This window comes from Pseudomonas sp. BN505 (genome assembly GCF_029873175.1).
Taxonomy (GTDB): domain Bacteria; phylum Pseudomonadota; class Gammaproteobacteria; order Pseudomonadales; family Pseudomonadaceae; genus Aquipseudomonas; species Aquipseudomonas putida.
On record NZ_SSOI01000053.1, the window covers coordinates 93,953 to 111,628 of the forward strand.

Consider the following 17,676-nt stretch of genomic DNA (forward strand, 5'->3'; position numbering starts at 1 on the left):
AACAGGGGCTTTCTCACGCTGCCTTTTGGACAGTTCCCTCTCCACGGACGGCCTGCGTTACCGCGCAAGCCGTCTGGAACACCCTTGCCACCGCTCCCGATCAGGGAGACGGCTTCATCATGCACAAGGGCGATGAGCGGCGTCAATGGTTTTGTAGTGAATATTTTTACCCACTACATTTCTGTCGTTTTGTTCGACAATCGCTGCTCGCACTACAGCCCGGACAGTATCTTGAAGGCTGCACGAACCCGCTCTTCGTTCGGGTAATTTCGATTCGCCAGCAACACCACTGCCAGCTTTTCACTGGGCACAAAAGCGGCGTATGCACCGAAACCGTTGGTTGCACCGGTCTTGTTGTACCAGGCCGCTGGCAGCGGCGGCAGGGCCGGTTGCAAGCGCGTGGTTGCATGCGGTTCACGGATCATCCGCGCGCTGTTGCCGTCTACCAGGGTACCCAGCGTGACCGGGTAGGGATAACGTTCCCAGCCCAGTCCCTGGGTCATGCTGCCGACCTGGAAGTAGCCCTGCCGGGTAATGGTGGTTGCTTTTGCAAGTGCCGGTGGCAGGCCCTGCGGCTGCATGTGCAGCCGCACGTACTGCAGCAGGTCGCTGGCGCTGGTCTTGATGCCGTAGGCCTCGTCGGCGTAAGGGCCGGGGCCGACGCGCACCGGTTTGTCGGCGGCGTCGTAACCTTGAGCATAAAGCCCCTGAGCACTGGCCGGGACGTGCAGGTAGGTGTTTTTCAGGCCCATTTTAGCCAGCAGGCCCTCGGTCATCAGTGTAGAAAACGGTTGATGCTGCGCGCGGGCGGCCAGGTCACCGAACAGGCCAAGGCTGGGGTTCGAATAGCAGCGCTGGGTGCCGGGTTCGGCATGGGGTTGCCAGTGGCGGAAGAAATCGACGACTTGCTGCGGTGTCTGCACCGCATCGGGGAACTGCAAGGGCAGGCAGTCGGCACTGTAAGCGCCCAGTTCCAGCACCGTCGCATCACCGATGGGCGCCCCCGCCAGTGCCGGATGGTAGCGCTTGACCGGGGCGTCAAGGTCCAGCTTGCCCTCGGCGCTGGCCAGCGCGGCCAAGGTGGCGGTGTAGGTCTTGCTCAGCGACCCGATCTCGAACAGCGTGTCTCGGCTGACGGGCACATTGTCGGCCTTGCTGGCCACGCCATAGCTGAAATAGTGCGCATGGTCGCGTGCGTAGATCGCCACGGCCATCCCGCTGATACCTTGCTCCTGCATCAACGGGCGGATGATCTGGTCGACCTTGGCTTGCAACTGGTCGTCGGCCTGAGCGCCGGTGTGGCCCAGAACCAGTGCGATGACAGCCGCTAGCGCGGCCGGGCGGGAGAGGGGCATGAGCGGGTCCTTTTGCGGAACGTGTCCGTTGAGCGATACCAATGGGGGTTCCGGCGTTAGCGGCGAAAAGCCGTAGACCTTATCGTCTGCCCTTGCACAATGACAAGACGGACACTGTGATGAAGTATTTGCGCATGTTATTCGATAATTTCACCCTGGCCTTGCTCGGGGTGGTCCTGATCGCCACCGTGCTGCCTTGCTCGGGCGACGGTGCGGTGTATTTCGGCTGGCTCACCAACCTGGCCATCGGCCTGCTGTTCTTCCTGCATGGCGCCAAGCTGTCGCGTGAGGCGATCATTGCCGGCGCCGGGCACTGGCGCCTGCACCTGCTGGTGTTCTCTTGCACATTCGTGATGTTCCCGCTGCTTGGCCTGGCGTTCAAGCCGCTGTTCGTGCCGCTGGTGGGTAACGAGTTGTACCTGGGCGTGCTCTACCTGTGCGCCTTGCCGGCCACGGTGCAGTCGGCCATCGCCTTCACCTCGCTGGCCCGCGGTAACGTGCCTGCAGCCATTTGCAGCGCGGCGGCATCCAGCCTGCTGGGCATCTTCCTGACCCCCTTGCTGGTGATGATGTTGCTGGGCGCCAGTGGTGACACCGGTTCTGGCCTGGATGCCGTGCTGAAGATCACCCTGCAACTGCTGGTACCGTTCGTTGCCGGGCAGATTGCGCGGCGCTGGATCGGCGCCTGGGTCAAGCGCAATGCGCGCTGGCTCAAGGTGGTGGACCAGGGTTCGATCCTGCTGGTGGTGTATACCGCCTTCAGCGAAGCCGTGGTCACGGGCTTGTGGCACACGGTATCGCCGCAGCACCTGGCCGGGTTGTTCGTCGTGTGCGGGATCCTGCTGGCGGTGGTGCTGTTTGGCACCCGCGTGCTTGGCAAGGCATTGGGCTTCGACCTTGAGGACCGAATCACCATTTTGTTTGCCGGCTCCAAGAAGAGCCTGGCTACGGGCGTGCCCATGGCCCAGGTGTTGTTCGTGGGCAGCGGTATTGGCGCGATGATCCTGCCGCTGATGCTGTTCCACCAGATCCAGCTGATGGTCTGCGCGGTGCTGGCGCAGCGTTATGCCAGCCGTGAGCAGGACGCTGAAGAGGCTTCGGCGGCGTCCTGAGCGCATGCGCGGTCCCCTGTAGGAGTGGCTTTGTGTCGCGATGGGCTGCAAGGCAGCCCCGGCGATATCCGCAGCGATACTGAAATGGGGGCTGCTTTGCAGCCCATCGCGACACAAGGCCGCTCACACACAGAGATCGCGTAGTAACTGATATCAGCGGGCCTGCCCCGAAGCGCGTTCGCGCAGCGCCTTGCCGACTTCGGCCTCGATCTTGTAGGCCGGCGCCTCCAGATCGTCATAGTTGCGCGTATAGCGTCGGGCAAACTCCTCCACACCCAGCTCCTGATACTGCTGTACATGCTTGAGCTCGTGCGCCCACAGGGCCACGTTGTCCTCGGCATCGCCGGCCCGGCGGAAGATGATCGTGTCGATCAGCGTCACGGCGTTCACGTCGGGGTTCTGCAGCAGCGCGTTGGCCGCGCTCATTTGCTGTTCGTCACCCACCCGGAAGCGCGCCGCATCGAGCACGGCAAAGTCGTACCAGGGTTCGAGTTGCGCACGGATATGCAGCGGGATCGGCTCGACGCCGCTGGCGGTGGCCTCATCCCTGGCCTGGCGCAAGGCGAACGTCAGGCTGGACGAGGCCATGACCTCCACATCCTTTAGAATCTGGCCCGCTTGACCAGGGTCTATCGGCGCACAAAAACAGCCCATCAGGCACACTTGATACTGCCCGGGTGGGCAGGCTTGTTCGGCAAGCGCGGGCAGCGCCAGCGTCAGGCCCAGCAGCAGGCTAATCCACTTCATGCAGGGCCTTTTCGACAAACTGGCGGCTTGCGTCCAGCACTTGCGACTGGACATGTTCAGTGGCCAGCATGCGCCCGACCATCAATGCACCTACGCACTGACTGATCAGCACCCAGGCCAGTTGATCATCCTCCAGCGTTGCGCTCCAGGCCTGGTGCAGGTCGACCAGCCAGTGCTCGGCCTCTTCGCGCACCGGTGCTGCGGCCCGGGCGATTTCCACACCCAGCGGCGGCAGCGGGCAGCCGCTTTCGGCATTGTGCAGGTGGGCCAGGCTCAGGTACTGCTGCAGGCAGCGGCCCAGGCGCTCGCGGCTGGCGCCTTGAGTGGCCAGGCGGGCCAGCGGGCTGTTGTGCAGCTCCTGGCGTACCACCTCGGTAAACAGGTCATCCTTGGAAGGGAAGTGGTTGTAAAAGGCGCCGCCGGTCAGGCCGATTGCCTTCATCAGCCCGGCGACGCCAGTGCTGGAAAAGCCCCCACGCTTCGCCAGCGCACCGCTGCTGCTCAGCAAACGTTCGCGGGTTTGCTGCTTGTGTTCGTTGGAATAACGCATTCACTTGCCTCTGCAGGCGGGCTTGACGATGACGGGGATCATAACATAGCGTTCGTTTACTAAACGATCATTCACCAATGGAGGCGGGCATGTCAGAACAACAAAAAGTAGTGCTGGTGATCGGTGCGGGCGACGCTACCGGTGGCGAGATTGCCAAGCGCTTTGCCCGGGAGGGCTACATTGCCTGCGTGACGCGGCGGCAGGCAGAAAAGCTGCAACCGCTGCTGGAGGAAATCCGCGCCGCTGGCGGCCAGGCCCATGGTTTTGGCTCCGATGCGCGCAAGGAGGAGGAGGTGGCAGCGCTGGTCGATACTATCGAGCGCGATATCGGCCCGATCGAGGCGTTTGTTTTCAATATCGGCGCCAATGTGCCCTGCAGCATCCTTGAGGAAACCCCGCGCAAGTACTTCAAGATATGGGAAATGGCCTGCTTCGCTGGCTTTCTTACCGCTCAGGCGGTTGCCCGGCGCATGGTCCAGCGTGAGCGCGGCACCATCCTGTTCACCGGCGCCACCGCTGGCACCCGGGGTGCAGCAGGTTTCGCGGCTTTCGCCGGGGCCAAGCACGGCTTACGCGCCCTGGCCCAGAGCATGGCGCGAGAGTTGGGGCCACGGAATATCCATGTCGCGCATGTGGTGGTGGACGGGGCCATCGACACTGCCTTTATCCGCGACAGCTTCCCCGAGCGCTATGCCCTCAAGGACCAGGACGGCATCCTCGCCCCGGCGCACATTGCCGACAGCTACTGGTTCCTGCACGCCCAGCCCCGGGACGCCTGGACGTTCGAACTCGACCTGCGCCCCTGGATGGAACGCTGGTAAGCCCCTCTCACCACGCAAGGACCGTAACCATGCACAAGACTGTCGATTTCTTTTTTGACCTGGGCAGCCCGGCCAGCTACCTGGCCTGGACCCAACTGCCAGGCCTGTGTGCCCGCCAGGGTGCCACGCTGCATTACCGGCCCATGCTGCTGGGCGGGGTTTTTCAGGCTACCGGCAATGCTTCGCCGGCCATGGTCCCGGCCAAGGGGCGCTACATGTTCACCGACCTGGCACGCTTTGCCGCGCGCTACGGGGTACCGTTCGGGCTGCCGCCGGGGTTTCCGGTCAATACCTTGCCCTTGATGCGCGGGGTGTTGGGCACCCAGTTGCGCTCGCCAGAGCGGTTGGAGGCATTGCTGTCGGTGCTGTTCAAAGGGCTGTGGGTGCAGCGTTGCAACCTGAGCGATAGCGCCGTTCTGGACGAAACACTGAGCCAGGCAGGGTTCGACCCGCAGGCGTTTCACGCGCTGGCGGCTGACCCTGAAGTGAAAGCAGCGCTCAAGCAGGCGACCGAGGTGGCAGTCGAACGCGGCGTGTTTGGCGCGCCGACCTGCTTTGTCGGTGAGGCAATGTTTTTTGGGCAGGACCGCCTGGACTTTGTCGAGGAGGCGTTAAGTCAGCGGGCCAGCAGCTTCTCGAGCTGAGTGCGTTCCCACAGGCTGAGCAGGTCGACCGGGTTGGTGCCGTAGCGCTGCCAGTCCTCGGTCCCGGCATGCTGGCCGTCAGGGGATTGGCAACTGATGCAATGCGCCAGGCCTTCGGCATCGAGGGCCAGCGTCAATTGCCAACCCTGGATGTCGATATCGACCAAACCGCCATCGCGGCGTGCTCTCACCTCAAGGTGATGCACGCCAAGGGCCGCGTTGCGCAGGCTCTGGTAGATGGCTCGGGTGTTCAGCGTACCGCTGCGCGTCAAGATCAGAAATTCGCCGGTGTGTTGGCGCTGATGATCTCGGCCTCGTCCGGGCCGATGTTCTTGAAGCTGTGCGGCAGGGTAGTGGGGATGTAGTAGCCGTCGCCCGAGCTGAGCACGCTGACTTGGCCATCGACCCACAGCTCCACGGTGCCGCGGGTGACCAGGCCACATTCTTCGCCTTCGGCATGCACGATCGGCTCGCCGGAATCCGCACCCGGTGCGTACAGCTCGCGCAGCATGCGCATCTGCCGGCCCTCGACACTGGCGCCGACCAGCAGCATGCGCAGGCCGTTACGGCCCAGATCGGGCTGCTCGCCGCCACGGAACACAAAGCGCTCTTCTCGCACCGGCTCGTCGAAGCTGAAGAACTCCGCCAGGCTCATGGGAATGCCTTCGAGCAGTTTTTTCAGGGAGCTGACCGAAGGGCTGACGCGATTCTGCTCGATCTGCGAGATCGTCGAATTGGTCAGCCCGCTGCGGCGGGCCAGTTCCCGTTGGGAGAGGTTGTTGCGTTCACGCACCAGTTTGAGTCGCGTCCCCGTGTCCATAGCCGCCTTGTAATCAGAGGTGTAAAAAATAATGAGCGATGCGCATTAAAACACACTCTGCACGCTTGCGCGCTGTGCTTCTCAGGCACGCTGGTCGCGCGGCATCGGCCATAGCCCGACCAGCAGCAACAGCGCGGCCACGGCCAGAAATGGCAGGCGCGGATCGAGGGCATAGACCAGGGTGCCGGCCATTGGACCGATCACCGCGCCCATGCCTTGGGCCGCACCAATGGAACCGGCTGTGGCACCTTGCTCGGAGGCGTGCATGGCGTTGGCCGCCAGCGCTGAAAACGACGGGAAGACAAAGCCCATGCCTGCAGCCGCGACGAAGTAGCAGCCCCATAGCCAGGGTGCGGTGGTCGCGAGCGCGCCGTAGGCAAAGCCCAGGGCCGAAACCGTAGCGCCTACCCGGATCATTTTCAGTGGCGGCCATTCCAGTTTGCGCAGCAGTACCTGTGACAGCATCAGTGCCACGCCCACCGTGGTCAAAGCGATACCGGCGGCCTGGGCAGCTTCTGTCGGGCCGAGGTGCAGGCGGTCCAGGGCAAAGAAGCCGACAATGATCTGCGACACGGTAACACTGAGCATGGCACTGAACGCTACCAGCAAGGGCCGGCGCAGGCGTGGGTCGTTCAAACGCACCGGGCTCGGGGCATGGTTGTGGGGTAGCGCCTGCGGCTTGAGGGTGAACAGCAGCACGAGAAAGGCACTGGCCGGCAGCAGCGACATAATATGGAAAGGTAGGCTCAGGCTATGCCGCGCCAGTAGCGCCGCCAGTGCCGGCCCTACTACCAGGCCGACCGCGTTGGCCGCCCCCAGCGAAGCCATGGCCCGGGCACGCCGCTGCGGCTCGACATGGTCGGCGATCAGCGCATTGCAGCCTACCGGAATTGCAGCATAGAAGGCGCCGATGCAGCCGCGTGCGACCATCAGCCCGATGAACGCTGCGGTCGCGCCCGGCAGCCAGCGCAGCGCGCCCTCGACAAACAGGCATAACAGCCAGTAAGCCAGGGTGAAGCCGGCGGTCCCTAGCAACAGGATACGTCGCCGGCCCAGGCGATCTGCCGCACGGCCCCAGGGCCGGGCCAGCAGCACCCAGACTACGCCGGCCACCGTCACGGCAGCGCCGGCCTGCCAGGTGGCCATGCCGAGTTGGCGGGCAATCGGGCCGATCAGGGCGACGAAGGCCATCATCGACATGGTACAGGCCATGTTGGCCAGCAGCAGCGGACGCAAGTCCAGGGTACTGGCAGGTTTAAGGGTTGCAGGATCCTTTGCGACGTTCATAGGGCAGTCCAGGGCAGTAAGGCAAATAGAAAGCCGATCTTATTAAGAACGATTATTGATTGTCGAATGCCCCGGGCTGCCGCAGGTCATTCGCTGCGGCGCAGGGGGCCAGGCCACATGCTACGCAACACGCCGTCACGGCGCACCCACGCGTGCATCAAGGCTGCACCCACATGCACCAGCACCGTGGCGAACAGCAGGTAGCCGGCCCAGCCGTGTGCCAGGCGCAACACGGCATACAGTTGCAGGTTGTGCGGGGCGATGGCGGGCAAGCCCAGCGGGCGAGGGTAGTCACCAGCCGACAGCATGGCCCAGCCCAGTAGCGGCATGGCCAGCATCAGGCCATAGAGCAGCAAGTGCGATGCCCCGGCGGCCCAGCGCTGCAGGGTTGGCAGGTCTCGCGGCAAGGGTGGGTGAGGCACGGCCAGGCGTACCCCGATACGCAGCACTACCAGCACCAGCAGTGCCAGGCCGGTGGCCTTGTGCAACCCGATCAATACAGGATGGCGTAGCGACAGGTCTGCAACCATGCTCACACCAATGAACAGCATGGCCAGGATCAGCACGGCCATCAGCCAGTGCAGCAGGCGGGCAAAAGGGTGGAAGGCTTCGGGTTTCATGGGCGGGCTCCGGTGCTGAGCGATTCACGGCTGCGGCGGTTGAACGATTCCGAGTAGGCAGCCGAACGGGCGGCGAGGATCGGGTCGGCAGATGCCTCTATGCCTCGGGGCAGGATCAACGGGTCGAAATTGAGGTCGCGGCATGCCCCCTGCTCAGGGGCGTCGACCTGTTCCAGCACCAGGGTGCCGGCGTCTACGCTGCGCCGCTCGGCGGGCCAGGGCCGGGCAGGGTCGTCCACCGCATCGCCGGGTTCGGCCAGCACCAGGCGAAGCGTCCAGCGCAAAGGGCCCTGGGCCAAGCGTTGCTGCAAGTCGTGTTGTAGAAACTGTTTGTCATCGATCTGGGTGGGCAGCGCGGCAAACGCGGTTTGCGGCTCAAGCTGCCAGCGCACCGGGTGGCGCGTGCCGCCTGCGTCGATCAGGTGAAAGGCGTTGATACTGTGGTATTGGGTGCTGGCGAAGCTGTTGCTGGGCTTATAGCCCGCCGCCCATTGGCGAAACGCCGCGCTCTCCGGGTGGGCTGCGAAAAACGCCTGCAGGCTGGCAGGGTTCGGTTTGCCGGTGGCCGGGTCTGGCGTGTTGGCCAGCACTTGCTCGTAGAACCCGTGCGGTGTGCTGATTGCCAGCACTGGAGGGTTGTTCATGCCGGTGCGCCATACCTGCCCGTCGTCGGTACTCAGCTGAATGGCCAGGCTGCGCACGGGTATGCCGGTGTCCGGTGCGAACGGGTTGGCACCGCCAATGGCGAAACGGCCGGTTACCGGCACGCGTGCCTGGCTGAAGACGCGCGCAGTAGAAAGGTTGGCGGCCTGCCCGCTGGCCTGGAAGTAGCCGCTGACGCACAGGCCCTTGGCATGGTTCTTCCGGTAGCCTGGGTAATGCCCGGCCTGGGCCTCGAAGGTGTCGATGATACGCTGTGGCGTCAGCCGGCTTTCGCCGAGCCAGCCGGCGGCGTAGGCAAAGCCGGCGCCTGCGGCCAGCATCACGGCGCCGATGGCAGCCAGGCGCACGGCTTTCGCCGGGCCGTGCAAAGGTGAGTTCATGGTCATCGTCCGGTTTGGTGAAGGTGCCAGTACGACGCGGCAGGGAAAAACTTATTCCATCGGCGGGAATAGAATTTCCTGGCAGGCGTCTGCCTTTACAATGACAACTTCAAAGGCCGGGACTTTTCCATGCACGATCTGGATGACCACCAGTGGCGCGAGCTGCTGGCCCGCCTGCGCCGCTTTGCCGTGTGGCTGACCCGCGAGCCGGGCAGCGCCGATGACCTGGTGCAGGCCACGGTCGAGCGGGCCCTCAGCCGACGCGACCAGCAACGCGATGCCGAGGCGCTGCGGGCCTGGCTGTTTACCATCCTCTATCGGCTTTTCCTTGATGGTAAGCGCCGCGACCGCCTGCATGCGCGCTGGCTGTCCTGGTTCGGCCGTGCCGAGTACGAGGAGGAGCCGCAAGGGGCCAATCTTGAGGCCAGTGTCCTGGCCCAGGCCGACTTGCAGGCGTTTGCCCGGCTGACGGCCGAACAGCGCGCCTTGTTGCTGCTTATCAGCATCGAAGGCTTGAGTTACAAGGAAGCCGCCCAGGCCCTGGGCATCCCTATCGGCACTGTGATGTCGCGCCTGTCGCGCGCCCGCAGCGCCTTGCGCGAACTGACCGAGGGCAACCCCCAGCCCCCGGCCTTGCGGAGACTGAAATGACGCGTCTGATCCCCAGCGAAGACGAATTGCACGCTTACATCGATGAGCGCCTGGCGCCTGTGCGCCGGGCCGAGGTGCAGGCCTGGCTGGCGGCCAACCCACAGGCGGCGGCACGGGTGGAGGGCTGGCGCGCCGATGCCCGCCGGTTGCGTACTGCGCTGGCCGGGTTTGGCGAACTGCCCGGGGCAGCGCAATTGGACCTTGGGCAGGTGCGTCGGCACTTGCGACAGCGTCGGCAGCGGCGTTGGGCCGCAGCGGCGGTGGTGATGCTGGCATTGGGTGTGGGAGGGCTGGGCGGCTGGCAGGTGCGCGATGCGTCCCTGGCACGAGTCGACCTGCCCATGGCCGATGCCGTCCAGGCGCACCGTTTGTTTGCCGGCAGCGAGGCGCTGGATATCCAGGCCAGTGATGCGGGGCAGTTGCGCGACTGGTTGGGGCGGCATTTCAGCCGCGTAGGGCAATTGCCGGACCTGGCGGGCTATGGCTTCAAACCGGTGGGGGCGCGCTTGCTCAGCAACGAGCAGGGGCCGGCGGCGCTGCTGGTGTTTGAGGATGGCAAGGGCCAGCGCATCAGCCTGTTCTTGCGCTCACCGGGCGAGCTGTATCGGCGCATGCCGGACGGGCAGCGGGTCGATGGCCAGCTGGAGGCGCGGTACTGGTCGCATGGGGCTTACAACTTTGCCCTGGTCAGCGCGGCGGACGATGTCCGTGGGGCCGGGGTGGGGGAGGCGTTGCGGTTGGGGTTGTGAGTGCGGAGGTCGAAAGCGCCACACACCTACTGTGGGAGCGGCCTTGTGTCGCGAAAGGGCCGCGCAGCGGCCCCAGGATTTCTGCGTCAACGTCTACATTGCTGGGGCTGCGATGCAGCCCTATCGCGACAGGCCGCTCCCACAGGGCGGCGGTGATGCGGATATGGCACCCGGCGATCAGCTCAGTTCCAACCAGATCGGCGCATGGTCCGAGGGTTTTTCCATGCCACGCAGTTCATAGTCCACGCCCGCTGCCTTGATGCGCGGCACCAGGTGCTGCGAGGCCATGATCAGGTCGATGCGCAGGCCGCGCTTGGGATCGTCCTCGAAACCACGGCTGCGGTAGTCGAACCAGCTGAAGCGGTCGGTGACGTCCGGGTGCAGGTGGCGGAAGCTGTCAACCAGGCCCCAGCCTTTCAAGCGCTCCATCCACTCACGCTCTTCTGGCAGGAAGCTGCACTTGCCGGCCTTCAACCAGCGCTTGGCGTTGTCCGGGCCGATGCCGATGTCGCAGTCCTGCGGCGAGATGTTCATGTCGCCCATGACAAGCAGTGGCTGGTCGTTGCGGAACTGGCCTTCCAGCAGTGCCTGCAGGTCGCTGTAGAAACGCTGCTTGGCCGGGAACTTGGTGGGGTGGTCGCGGCTTTCGCCCTGGGGGAAATAGCCGTTCATGATGGTGATCGGGTTGCCATCGGCATCGGCGAAGGTGCCCCAGATGAAGCGGCGCTGGGCCTCTTCTTCATCGGTGGCAAAGCCCTTGTGCAGGCTCAACGGGGCCTGGCGCGACAGCAGCGCCACGCCGTAATGGCCTTTCTGGCCGTGGTAGTGCACGTGGTAACCCAGCGCCTCCACGTCGGCCAGCGGGAACTGATCGTCGCTGACCTTGGTTTCCTGCAGGCCGATTACGTCCGGCTGGTGCTTTTCGATCAGCGCTGCCAGCTGGTGCGGGCGGGCTCGCAGGCCGTTGATGTTGAAACAGACGATCTTCATGGAAAGACGATCCCGGTAAAAGGCGGGATGCTAGCCGACATCGCCCCACATCACCAGCATGGCGGCTTGGGGAGCCTGCTGCTAACGTGCTGTAGGGGGTGAACGAAGCGCGGTGGTGCACCTCCAAGGCAATGTACGCCCATTCCAGGAGGTCTGCCCGCAATGCCCGAAACCACTGCCGCTCCGGCTCAAGTCTGCTTGCTCGATGACGGCTACAGCCGCGAGGCGCGTTCGCTGCTGTACAACGCCTACCGCCACGAACCTACCTTTGCCTATATCTTCGAAGCCCAGCGCCCAGGGTATGAGCAACGCTTGCGGGTGATGGTGCGCGAATGGGTGCGCCAGCACTTTTACTTGCAGTTACCTGCCATCGGTTTGCTGGTGGACGACCGCCTGATTGCCCTGGCCCTGATCGTGCCGCCGGTGCGCCGGTTGGGCGTTGCCGACAGCTGGGCCTGGCGCCTGCGCATGATCCTCGGCACTGGCCTGCGCTGCACGCGGCGTTACATGGACTACCAGGCCGCCCTGTCCACCTGCCTGCCCACCGATCAGGTGCATGTGTTGCCATTGCTGGGGGTACATCCGCAGTTTCAGGGCAAGCATTACGGGGAGCAATTGTTACAAGCCGTGCACGACTGGTGCGCGGATCAACCAGGCACCCAGGGCGTGGTGCTCGACACCGGCAATGAACATTACCTGGCCTTTTACCAGCGCCAGGGCTATGAAGAAATTGGTGAGGTCGCCGTAGGACCTATCCGGGAACGGGTCTTCTTCCATCCCAATCCAGTCTCTTCAACCTCCACTTTTGCCTGAACATCCCGCCAGGCGGCTCCCTTGAGCGCCTGGCTCTGGTAGCATTTGCCGCATGACGTATTCAGGAAGATTGACCTGGGGCCTGGTTATCTGGGCCGCCAGTTTCGCAGCATGGGGCCAGAGCGAGTTGCTGGTGAAGGTAAAACCAGCCAACAAAGCGCTCAAGGCCAATGTCGAAGGCTATATAGGCACCCTTGGTGACCGCGATGAAGAAGCATTGTTACGCTTCAGTCGCGGGGCAGAGGAGCAAGCGCGCAAAGCCGCGCAGGCACTTGGCTACTACCAGGCGCAGATCGATACCGAGGTAAAGCCCCCCAAAGACGCAGACCATTCCCCGCAACTGATCCTCAGCATCAACCCGGGCGAGCCGATCCGCCTGCGCAACGTGACCGTGCGCATCGAAGGCCCCGCCAGCGAAATGAAGGCCTTCCGTGTGCCCGACAGCAAGGCACTGCGCCCAGGTGAACAACTCAACCACGGCCATTACGAAGATGCCAAGCGGCTGATCCAGAACCAGGCGTCGCGCTACGGTTTTTTCAGTGGCCGCTTCAGCAGCCAGCGCCTGGCCGTCGACCCGCAGGCCGGTGTGGCCGATATCGAACTGGTCTACCTGAGTGGTCCGCGCTATCACTTGGGCGCAGTGACCTTCGGCGGCGACACGCCGCTGGACGATGACCTGCTGCAGCGCATGGTGTCGTTCAAGCCGGGCACCCCCTACGACTCGGAACTGATTGCCGAACTGAACAATGACCTGCAATCGAGCGGGTATTTCGAAGGCGTGCGGGTGGATGCTGCGCCCACCGCCGCGGTGGGTGAAGAAATCCCGGTGGATGTCCGCCTGGAAACCCGCAAACCACGCACCATGGGCTTGGGCCTGGGCTTCTCGACCGACGTCGGTCCGCGTGGCAAGGCCAACTGGACCCGCCATTGGGTCAACCCGCAGGGCCACAGTTATGGTTGGGAAACCGAGCTGTCGGCACCCCGGCAGAACGTTGGCCTGTGGTACGACATCCCCCTCGACCCGCCACTGACCGACAAGTTGCGCTTCGCCGGCGGCTACCAGAACGAGGAGCTTGCCGGTACCGATACCCTCAGCAAACTGCTGACAGTCGGCCCCGAGTGGCACAGCAAGCTGCCCAGCGGCTGGCAGCGGGTCATTTCGCTCAAGTACCAGCGCGAGGAGTATCGCCTGGGTGACGATTCCGGGCTGAGCAACCTGCTGATGCCTGGCGTGAGCTATTCCTTCCTGCGCAGTGACAACCGCATCGATCCGCACAACGGCTACCGGCTGCAGTTCGATGTGCAGGCGGCCAAGGAAGGGCTGGTTTCCGACACCAACCTGTTGCACGGCAATGTCCTGCTCAAGGGCCTGACCACGCTTGGCCAGAACCACCGCTTGCTCGGTCGCGTACAGTTCGGCGGCAGTGCGACCAATGGCTTCAAGAACAACATTCCGCCGTCGCTGCGCTTCTTCGCCGGTGGCGACCAGAGCGTGCGTGGCTACGACTACCAGACCCTGTCGCCGAAAAACAGCGATGGCGACCGCATCGGCGGGCGTTACATGGTGGCCGGCAGTGTCGAGTACCAGTATTCGTTGACCGAAAAGTGGCGGATCGCGACGTTTGTCGACCAGGGTAACTCGTTCAACAACCTTGAGCTGCCCAGCCTCAAGACCGGTGTCGGTTTTGGTGTGCGCTGGGTATCGCCGGTCGGGCCGTTGCGCCTGGACCTGGCCAAGGCGCTGGATGACGAAGGGGGCATTCGCCTGCACTTTTCCATGGGGCCTGAGCTGTGAAACGCGTGATCAAATACATTCTGCTGGGCCTGCTCGGGGTGGTCGCGAGCCTGGGCTTGGTGCTGGGCCTGCTGCTGGGTACCGAGGCGGGCAGCCGCTGGGCGCTGGGCAAGGTGCCCGGGCTTGAGGTGGCCGACTTCCAAGGCCGCCTGGCTGGCAGCTGGCAGGCCAGCATGCTGCGCTGGGCCGACGGTGGCAGCACGGTAGAGGTGCAGGCACCGCTGCTGGCCTGGTCGCCTGCCTGCCTGCTGCGCGCAACCCTGTGCATCGACCGGTTGCAGGCACAACGCATCGACATGGCCTTTGCGCCAAGTGCCGAGGCGGCCGAAAGCGGCCCGCTGCAGTTGCCGGCGCTGCGCTTGCCGCTGGCCATCGAACTGGGCGAGGTCAAGGTCGGCCAACTGCGGCTGGACGGCAGCGACCTGCTGGGTGACTTGCAACTGGCGGCGCACTGGACCGGCACCGGCATGCGCATCGACAGCCTGCACCTGCAGCGCGATGACCTGCAATTGAACCTGCAGGGCGACCTGCAGCCCGAAGGTGACTGGCCAGTGCAACTCCAGGCGCAGCTGCAATTGCCAGCCGTGGACGGCAAACCCTGGCAGTTGGCACTGACCGCCACCGGCGAATTGCAAAAGACACTGAAGCTTGCCGGCACCAGCAGCGGTTACCTCGACGCCACGCTGAACGGGCAGTTGCAGGCGCTGGCCGAGCACCTGCCGGCGACCCTGCAGATTCGTTCAGAGGCATTCAAGCCGGCGGGCTCGCTGCCCGATACCTTGCAGTTGAATCAGCTCAAGCTTGATGCCAAGGGCGACCTGCTCAAGGGTTATCAACTGTCGGGAACGGCCAGCCTGCCGGCTGAACAGTCGCCAATCGCGTTGGCGCTGTCCGGGTTGGTCGACAGCAAAGGCGCCAGGCTCGATGCCCTTGACCTGACCGCCAGCGACACCCAGCGCGTGAAACTGCAGGCCACGGCCGACTGGCAGCAAGGCTTGACCGCCGATGCGCAGCTGGACTGGCGGGACTTCCCATGGTTGCGCCTGTACCCACTGGAGACACCGCCCGAGGTTACCCTCAAGCGTTTCAATACTCAGGTGCATTATCGCGATGGCAATTATCAGGGCACCTTCAAAGGCGACCTCGACGGCCCGGCAGGGGCGTTCAGCCTGGTCAGCCCGTTCGAAGGTGACCTGACCCAGGTGAAACTGCCGCAACTGGCGCTGACCGCCGGGCAAGGCAAGGCCGCCGGCAGTGTGGCCGTGCGTTTTGCCGACACCTTGGCCTGGGATGTCGACTTGCAGCTTTCGGCGCTCGACCCGGCCTATTGGCTGGCGGAGCTGCCGGGCACCTTGGCGGGTCCGCTGCGCAGCAAGGGCGAGATGAAGGGCGAGGTGCTCACCCTTGATGCCCAGCTTGATCTCAAGGGCCGCCTGCGCGGCCAGCCGGCAGTGTTCAAGGCTGAGGCCCAGGGGGCGGGGCAGAACTGGACACTCGGCGCCCTGGCGATCCAGCTGGGGGACAACCGTATCAACGGCAGTGGCAGCTTGCAGCAGCGCCTGGCCGGGCGAATCGACCTTGACCTCCCGCGCCTGGGCCAGCTGTGGCCAAGGCTGCAAGGCCAGGTCAAGGGCCGGCTGGATGTTGCCGGCACCTTGCAGGCTCCTCAAGGCACGCTGACCTTGCAGGGCCAGCGCTTGGCCCAGGCCGAAAACCGGCTGCAACAGCTGGACCTGGATGCCCGCCTGGACAACGCCCAGCGCGGTGTGATCGAGCTAAAGGCCACTGGCATTCACCTGGGCGACACGGCATTGGGCACGCTGCAGGCCAACGGCAAAGGCGACATTCGCCAGCAAGCCTTGACCTTGGCGCTGGATGGCCCGCAACTCAAGCTTGACCTGGGCCTGGACGGCCAGTTGAGCAAGGGTGACTGGCGTGGCCGCCTCGCGAGTGGGCGTATCCAGGCCGGTGGCCAGGATTGGCAGCTGCAATCGCCGGCACGCCTGCAGCGTCTGGCCAGCGGCCAGCTGGACTTCGGTGCCCATTGCTGGCGATCTGGCCAGGCCAGCCTGTGTGGTGACGACCAACGCCTGGCGCCCGAGCCGCGCTTGCGCTACCACCTCAAGCAGTTCCCGCTCGACAGCCTTGCCCAGTGGCTGCCAAAAGACTTCGCCTGGCAGGGCCTGCTCAATGCGGATATCAATCTGGACATCCCGGCCAGCGGCCCCAAAGGCAACATTGTCATTGATGCCAGTGGGGGCACGCTGCGTGTGCGCGACAAGGGCCGTTGGGTCGATTTCCCCTATCAGGCCCTGCGTGTCGACAGCACGTTGGCGCCACGGCGTATCGATACTCGCCTGGCGTTCCGTGGAGAGCGCCTGGGCGAGCTGAACGTCAATACGCGCCTCGACCCGTTGGGCAAGAACAAGCCGTTGTCAGGTGATTTCCGCCTGGCCGGGCTGGACCTGTCGGTGGCGCGTCCGTTCGTGCCGATGGTCGAACGCCTGGCCGGGCAGCTCAACGGCAGTGGGCGGCTTTCAGGCACCTTGCTGGCACCACAGGTCAACGGCAACCTGATGCTCAGCGGTGGCGAAGTGAGTGGCGCCGAGTTGCCGGCCAGCCTTGAGGACCTGACATTGCAGGCGCTGATCGCCGGCGATCAGGTGCAACTCAATGGCAACTGGCGCAGCGGCGATGCAGGGCGCGGCCAGTTGAGCGGCAACCTCACGTGGGGGCAGGCATTGGGCATGGACTTGCGCCTGCAAGGCCAGCAACTGCCGGTCACGGTCGAGCCTTATGCAACGCTGGAGGTCGCCCCGGACCTGACCTTGCGCCTGATCGACGACAAACTGGCGGTTACCGGCAAGGTGCAAGTACCCAAAGGCAAGATCACCGTGCGCGAACTGCCACCGTCGACCGTGAAGGTATCGGATGACACGGTAATCGTCGGTCACCAGACCGAAGAGGGCAAACCGCCCATGGCGATGGCCATGGACATCGATGTCGAGGTGGGCCGCGACAAGTTGTCGTTCAGTGGCTTTGGCCTGACCGCCAACCTGCTTGGCCACGTGCATATCGGCGACAACCTCGACACCCGTGGCGAGTTGAGCCTGGCTGACGGTCGTTACCGTGCCTACGGCCAGCGGCTGACCATCCGCCGTGCGCGCTTGCTGTTCGCCGGCCCGATCGACCAGCCGTACCTGGACATCGAAGCCATCCGCACGGTCGATGATGTGATTGCCGGTATCCGCCTGAGCGGCAGTGCCGAGCAACCCACAACCAAGGTGTTTTCGGAACCGGCCATGAGCCAGGAGCAGGCGCTGTCGTACCTCGTGCTGGGGCGGCCTCTGGGCAACTCTGGCGAGGACAACAACATGCTTGCCGAGGCAGCGTTGGGCCTGGGGCTGGCAGGCAGTGCCGGCATCACCGGCAGCCTGGCATCGAGCTTGGGGATCGATGACTTCCAGCTGGACACCGAAGGCTCGGGCAACAGCACCAGCGTGGTCGCCAGCGGCAACATCACCGAGAAGCTGAGCCTGCGTTACGGTGTGGGTGTGTTCGAGCCTGCCAACACCATCGCGTTGCGTTACAAGCTGAGCAAGAAGGTGTACCTGGAAGCCGCCAGTGGGCTGGCCAGCTCACTGGACATCTTCTACAAGCGCGATTTCTGAAGCGGTGT

The 17,676-nt window shown here is 64.2% G+C and carries 17 protein-coding genes; 8 read left to right on the forward strand and 9 right to left on the reverse strand.

All coding sequences use genetic code 11. The features are described from left to right. Positions 1 to 212: 212 nt before the first annotated feature. A complete protein-coding gene (gene ampC, locus E8E78_RS18205; RefSeq protein WP_280313895.1) occupies positions 213 to 1,355 on the reverse strand; it encodes a class C beta-lactamase in 1,143 nt (380 codons plus the stop codon). 119 nt (positions 1,356 to 1,474) lie between these two features. On the opposite strand from ampC, the gene E8E78_RS18210 reads away from it, so the two are divergent. Then, the gene (locus E8E78_RS18210) at positions 1,475 to 2,467 is read left to right on the forward strand and encodes a bile acid:sodium symporter family protein (protein ID WP_016500006.1); all 993 of its coding nucleotides are present in this window, start codon (positions 1,475 to 1,477) and stop codon (positions 2,465 to 2,467) included. A gap of 153 nt (positions 2,468 to 2,620) precedes the next feature. Here the strand turns inward: E8E78_RS18210 and E8E78_RS18215 are convergent, their stop codons facing one another. Continuing rightward, complete coding sequence (locus E8E78_RS18215) at positions 2,621 to 3,214, reverse strand: DUF4157 domain-containing protein (RefSeq protein ID WP_059395501.1); 594 nt, start codon at positions 3,212 to 3,214, stop codon at positions 2,621 to 2,623. After that, positions 3,201 to 3,764 (reverse strand): TetR/AcrR family transcriptional regulator, encoded by a 564-nt coding sequence (locus E8E78_RS18220; RefSeq protein ID WP_016500004.1) that lies wholly within the window; start codon positions 3,762 to 3,764, stop codon positions 3,201 to 3,203. Before E8E78_RS18220 ends, E8E78_RS18215 begins: the two co-directional genes overlap by 14 nt. An 89-nt stretch (positions 3,765 to 3,853) precedes the next feature. Between E8E78_RS18220 and E8E78_RS18225 the strand changes: the two genes are divergently transcribed. Further along, positions 3,854 to 4,585 (forward strand): SDR family oxidoreductase, encoded by a 732-nt coding sequence (locus E8E78_RS18225; RefSeq protein ID WP_016500003.1) that lies wholly within the window; start codon positions 3,854 to 3,856, stop codon positions 4,583 to 4,585. 29 nt (positions 4,586 to 4,614) lie between these two features. Then, positions 4,615 to 5,229, forward strand: coding sequence for a 2-hydroxychromene-2-carboxylate isomerase (locus E8E78_RS18230; protein ID WP_049274883.1), 615 nt, complete (start codon positions 4,615 to 4,617; stop codon positions 5,227 to 5,229). Here E8E78_RS18230 and E8E78_RS18235 read toward each other — a convergent pair. The 5 genes from E8E78_RS18235 to E8E78_RS18255 all read right to left on the reverse strand — a co-directional run bounded on the left by E8E78_RS18235 (position 5,202) and on the right by E8E78_RS18255 (position 9,005). Beyond that, positions 5,202 to 5,501, reverse strand: coding sequence for a hypothetical protein (locus E8E78_RS18235; protein ID WP_016500001.1), 300 nt, complete (start codon positions 5,499 to 5,501; stop codon positions 5,202 to 5,204). The genes E8E78_RS18230 and E8E78_RS18235 overlap by 28 nt on opposite strands. A 2-nt stretch (positions 5,502 to 5,503) precedes the next feature. Continuing rightward, positions 5,504 to 6,049: a cupin domain-containing protein gene (locus E8E78_RS18240; protein WP_016500000.1), complete on the reverse strand. Its 546-nt coding sequence runs from the start codon at positions 6,047 to 6,049 to the stop codon at positions 5,504 to 5,506. An 81-nt stretch (positions 6,050 to 6,130) separates the two neighbouring features. Further along, positions 6,131 to 7,336, reverse strand: coding sequence for an MFS transporter (locus E8E78_RS18245; RefSeq protein WP_280313902.1), 1,206 nt, complete (start codon positions 7,334 to 7,336; stop codon positions 6,131 to 6,133). A gap of 86 nt (positions 7,337 to 7,422) precedes the next feature. Next, entirely contained in the window at positions 7,423 to 7,956 is a 534-nt protein-coding gene (locus tag E8E78_RS18250; RefSeq protein WP_016499998.1) for a cytochrome b, read from the reverse strand. Next, on the reverse strand, positions 7,953 to 9,005 hold the full coding sequence (locus tag E8E78_RS18255; protein ID WP_049274881.1) for a catalase family peroxidase: 1,053 nt from the start codon (positions 9,003 to 9,005) through the stop codon (positions 7,953 to 7,955). Before E8E78_RS18255 ends, E8E78_RS18250 begins: the two co-directional genes overlap by 4 nt. A 123-nt stretch (positions 9,006 to 9,128) precedes the next feature. Here E8E78_RS18255 and E8E78_RS18260 point away from each other — a divergent pair, with 123 nt between their 5' ends. Both E8E78_RS18260 and E8E78_RS18265 read left to right on the forward strand, forming a co-directional pair. Continuing rightward, complete coding sequence (locus E8E78_RS18260) at positions 9,129 to 9,650, forward strand: sigma-70 family RNA polymerase sigma factor (protein ID WP_049274880.1); 522 nt, start codon at positions 9,129 to 9,131, stop codon at positions 9,648 to 9,650. Continuing rightward, positions 9,647 to 10,399 (forward strand): anti-sigma factor, encoded by a 753-nt coding sequence (locus tag E8E78_RS18265; RefSeq protein ID WP_049274879.1) that lies wholly within the window; start codon positions 9,647 to 9,649, stop codon positions 10,397 to 10,399. Before E8E78_RS18260 ends, E8E78_RS18265 begins: the two co-directional genes overlap by 4 nt. A 177-nt stretch (positions 10,400 to 10,576) precedes the next feature. On the opposite strand, the gene xthA is transcribed toward E8E78_RS18265, so the two are convergent. Beyond that, entirely contained in the window at positions 10,577 to 11,389 is an 813-nt protein-coding gene (gene xthA / locus E8E78_RS18270; RefSeq protein WP_049274878.1) for an exodeoxyribonuclease III, read from the reverse strand. Between the two features lie 162 nt (positions 11,390 to 11,551). Between xthA and E8E78_RS18275 the strand changes: the two genes are divergently transcribed. Genes E8E78_RS18275 through E8E78_RS18285 form a run of 3 tightly spaced genes read left to right on the forward strand, consistent with a single transcriptional unit; the run spans position 11,552 to position 17,668 of the window. Then, entirely contained in the window at positions 11,552 to 12,202 is a 651-nt protein-coding gene (locus E8E78_RS18275; RefSeq protein WP_016499993.1) for a GNAT family N-acetyltransferase, read from the forward strand. Positions 12,203 to 12,254: 52 nt separating this feature from the next. Continuing rightward, positions 12,255 to 13,997: an autotransporter assembly complex family protein gene (locus E8E78_RS18280; protein ID WP_041167753.1), complete on the forward strand. Its 1,743-nt coding sequence runs from the start codon at positions 12,255 to 12,257 to the stop codon at positions 13,995 to 13,997. After that, positions 13,994 to 17,668 carry a translocation/assembly module TamB domain-containing protein gene (locus E8E78_RS18285; protein ID WP_059395498.1) on the forward strand — a complete coding sequence of 1,225 codons (3,675 nt, stop codon included), beginning with the start codon at positions 13,994 to 13,996 and terminating at the stop codon, positions 17,666 to 17,668. The genes E8E78_RS18280 and E8E78_RS18285 overlap by 4 nt, the downstream gene beginning before the upstream one ends. Positions 17,669 to 17,676 lie beyond the last annotated feature (8 nt).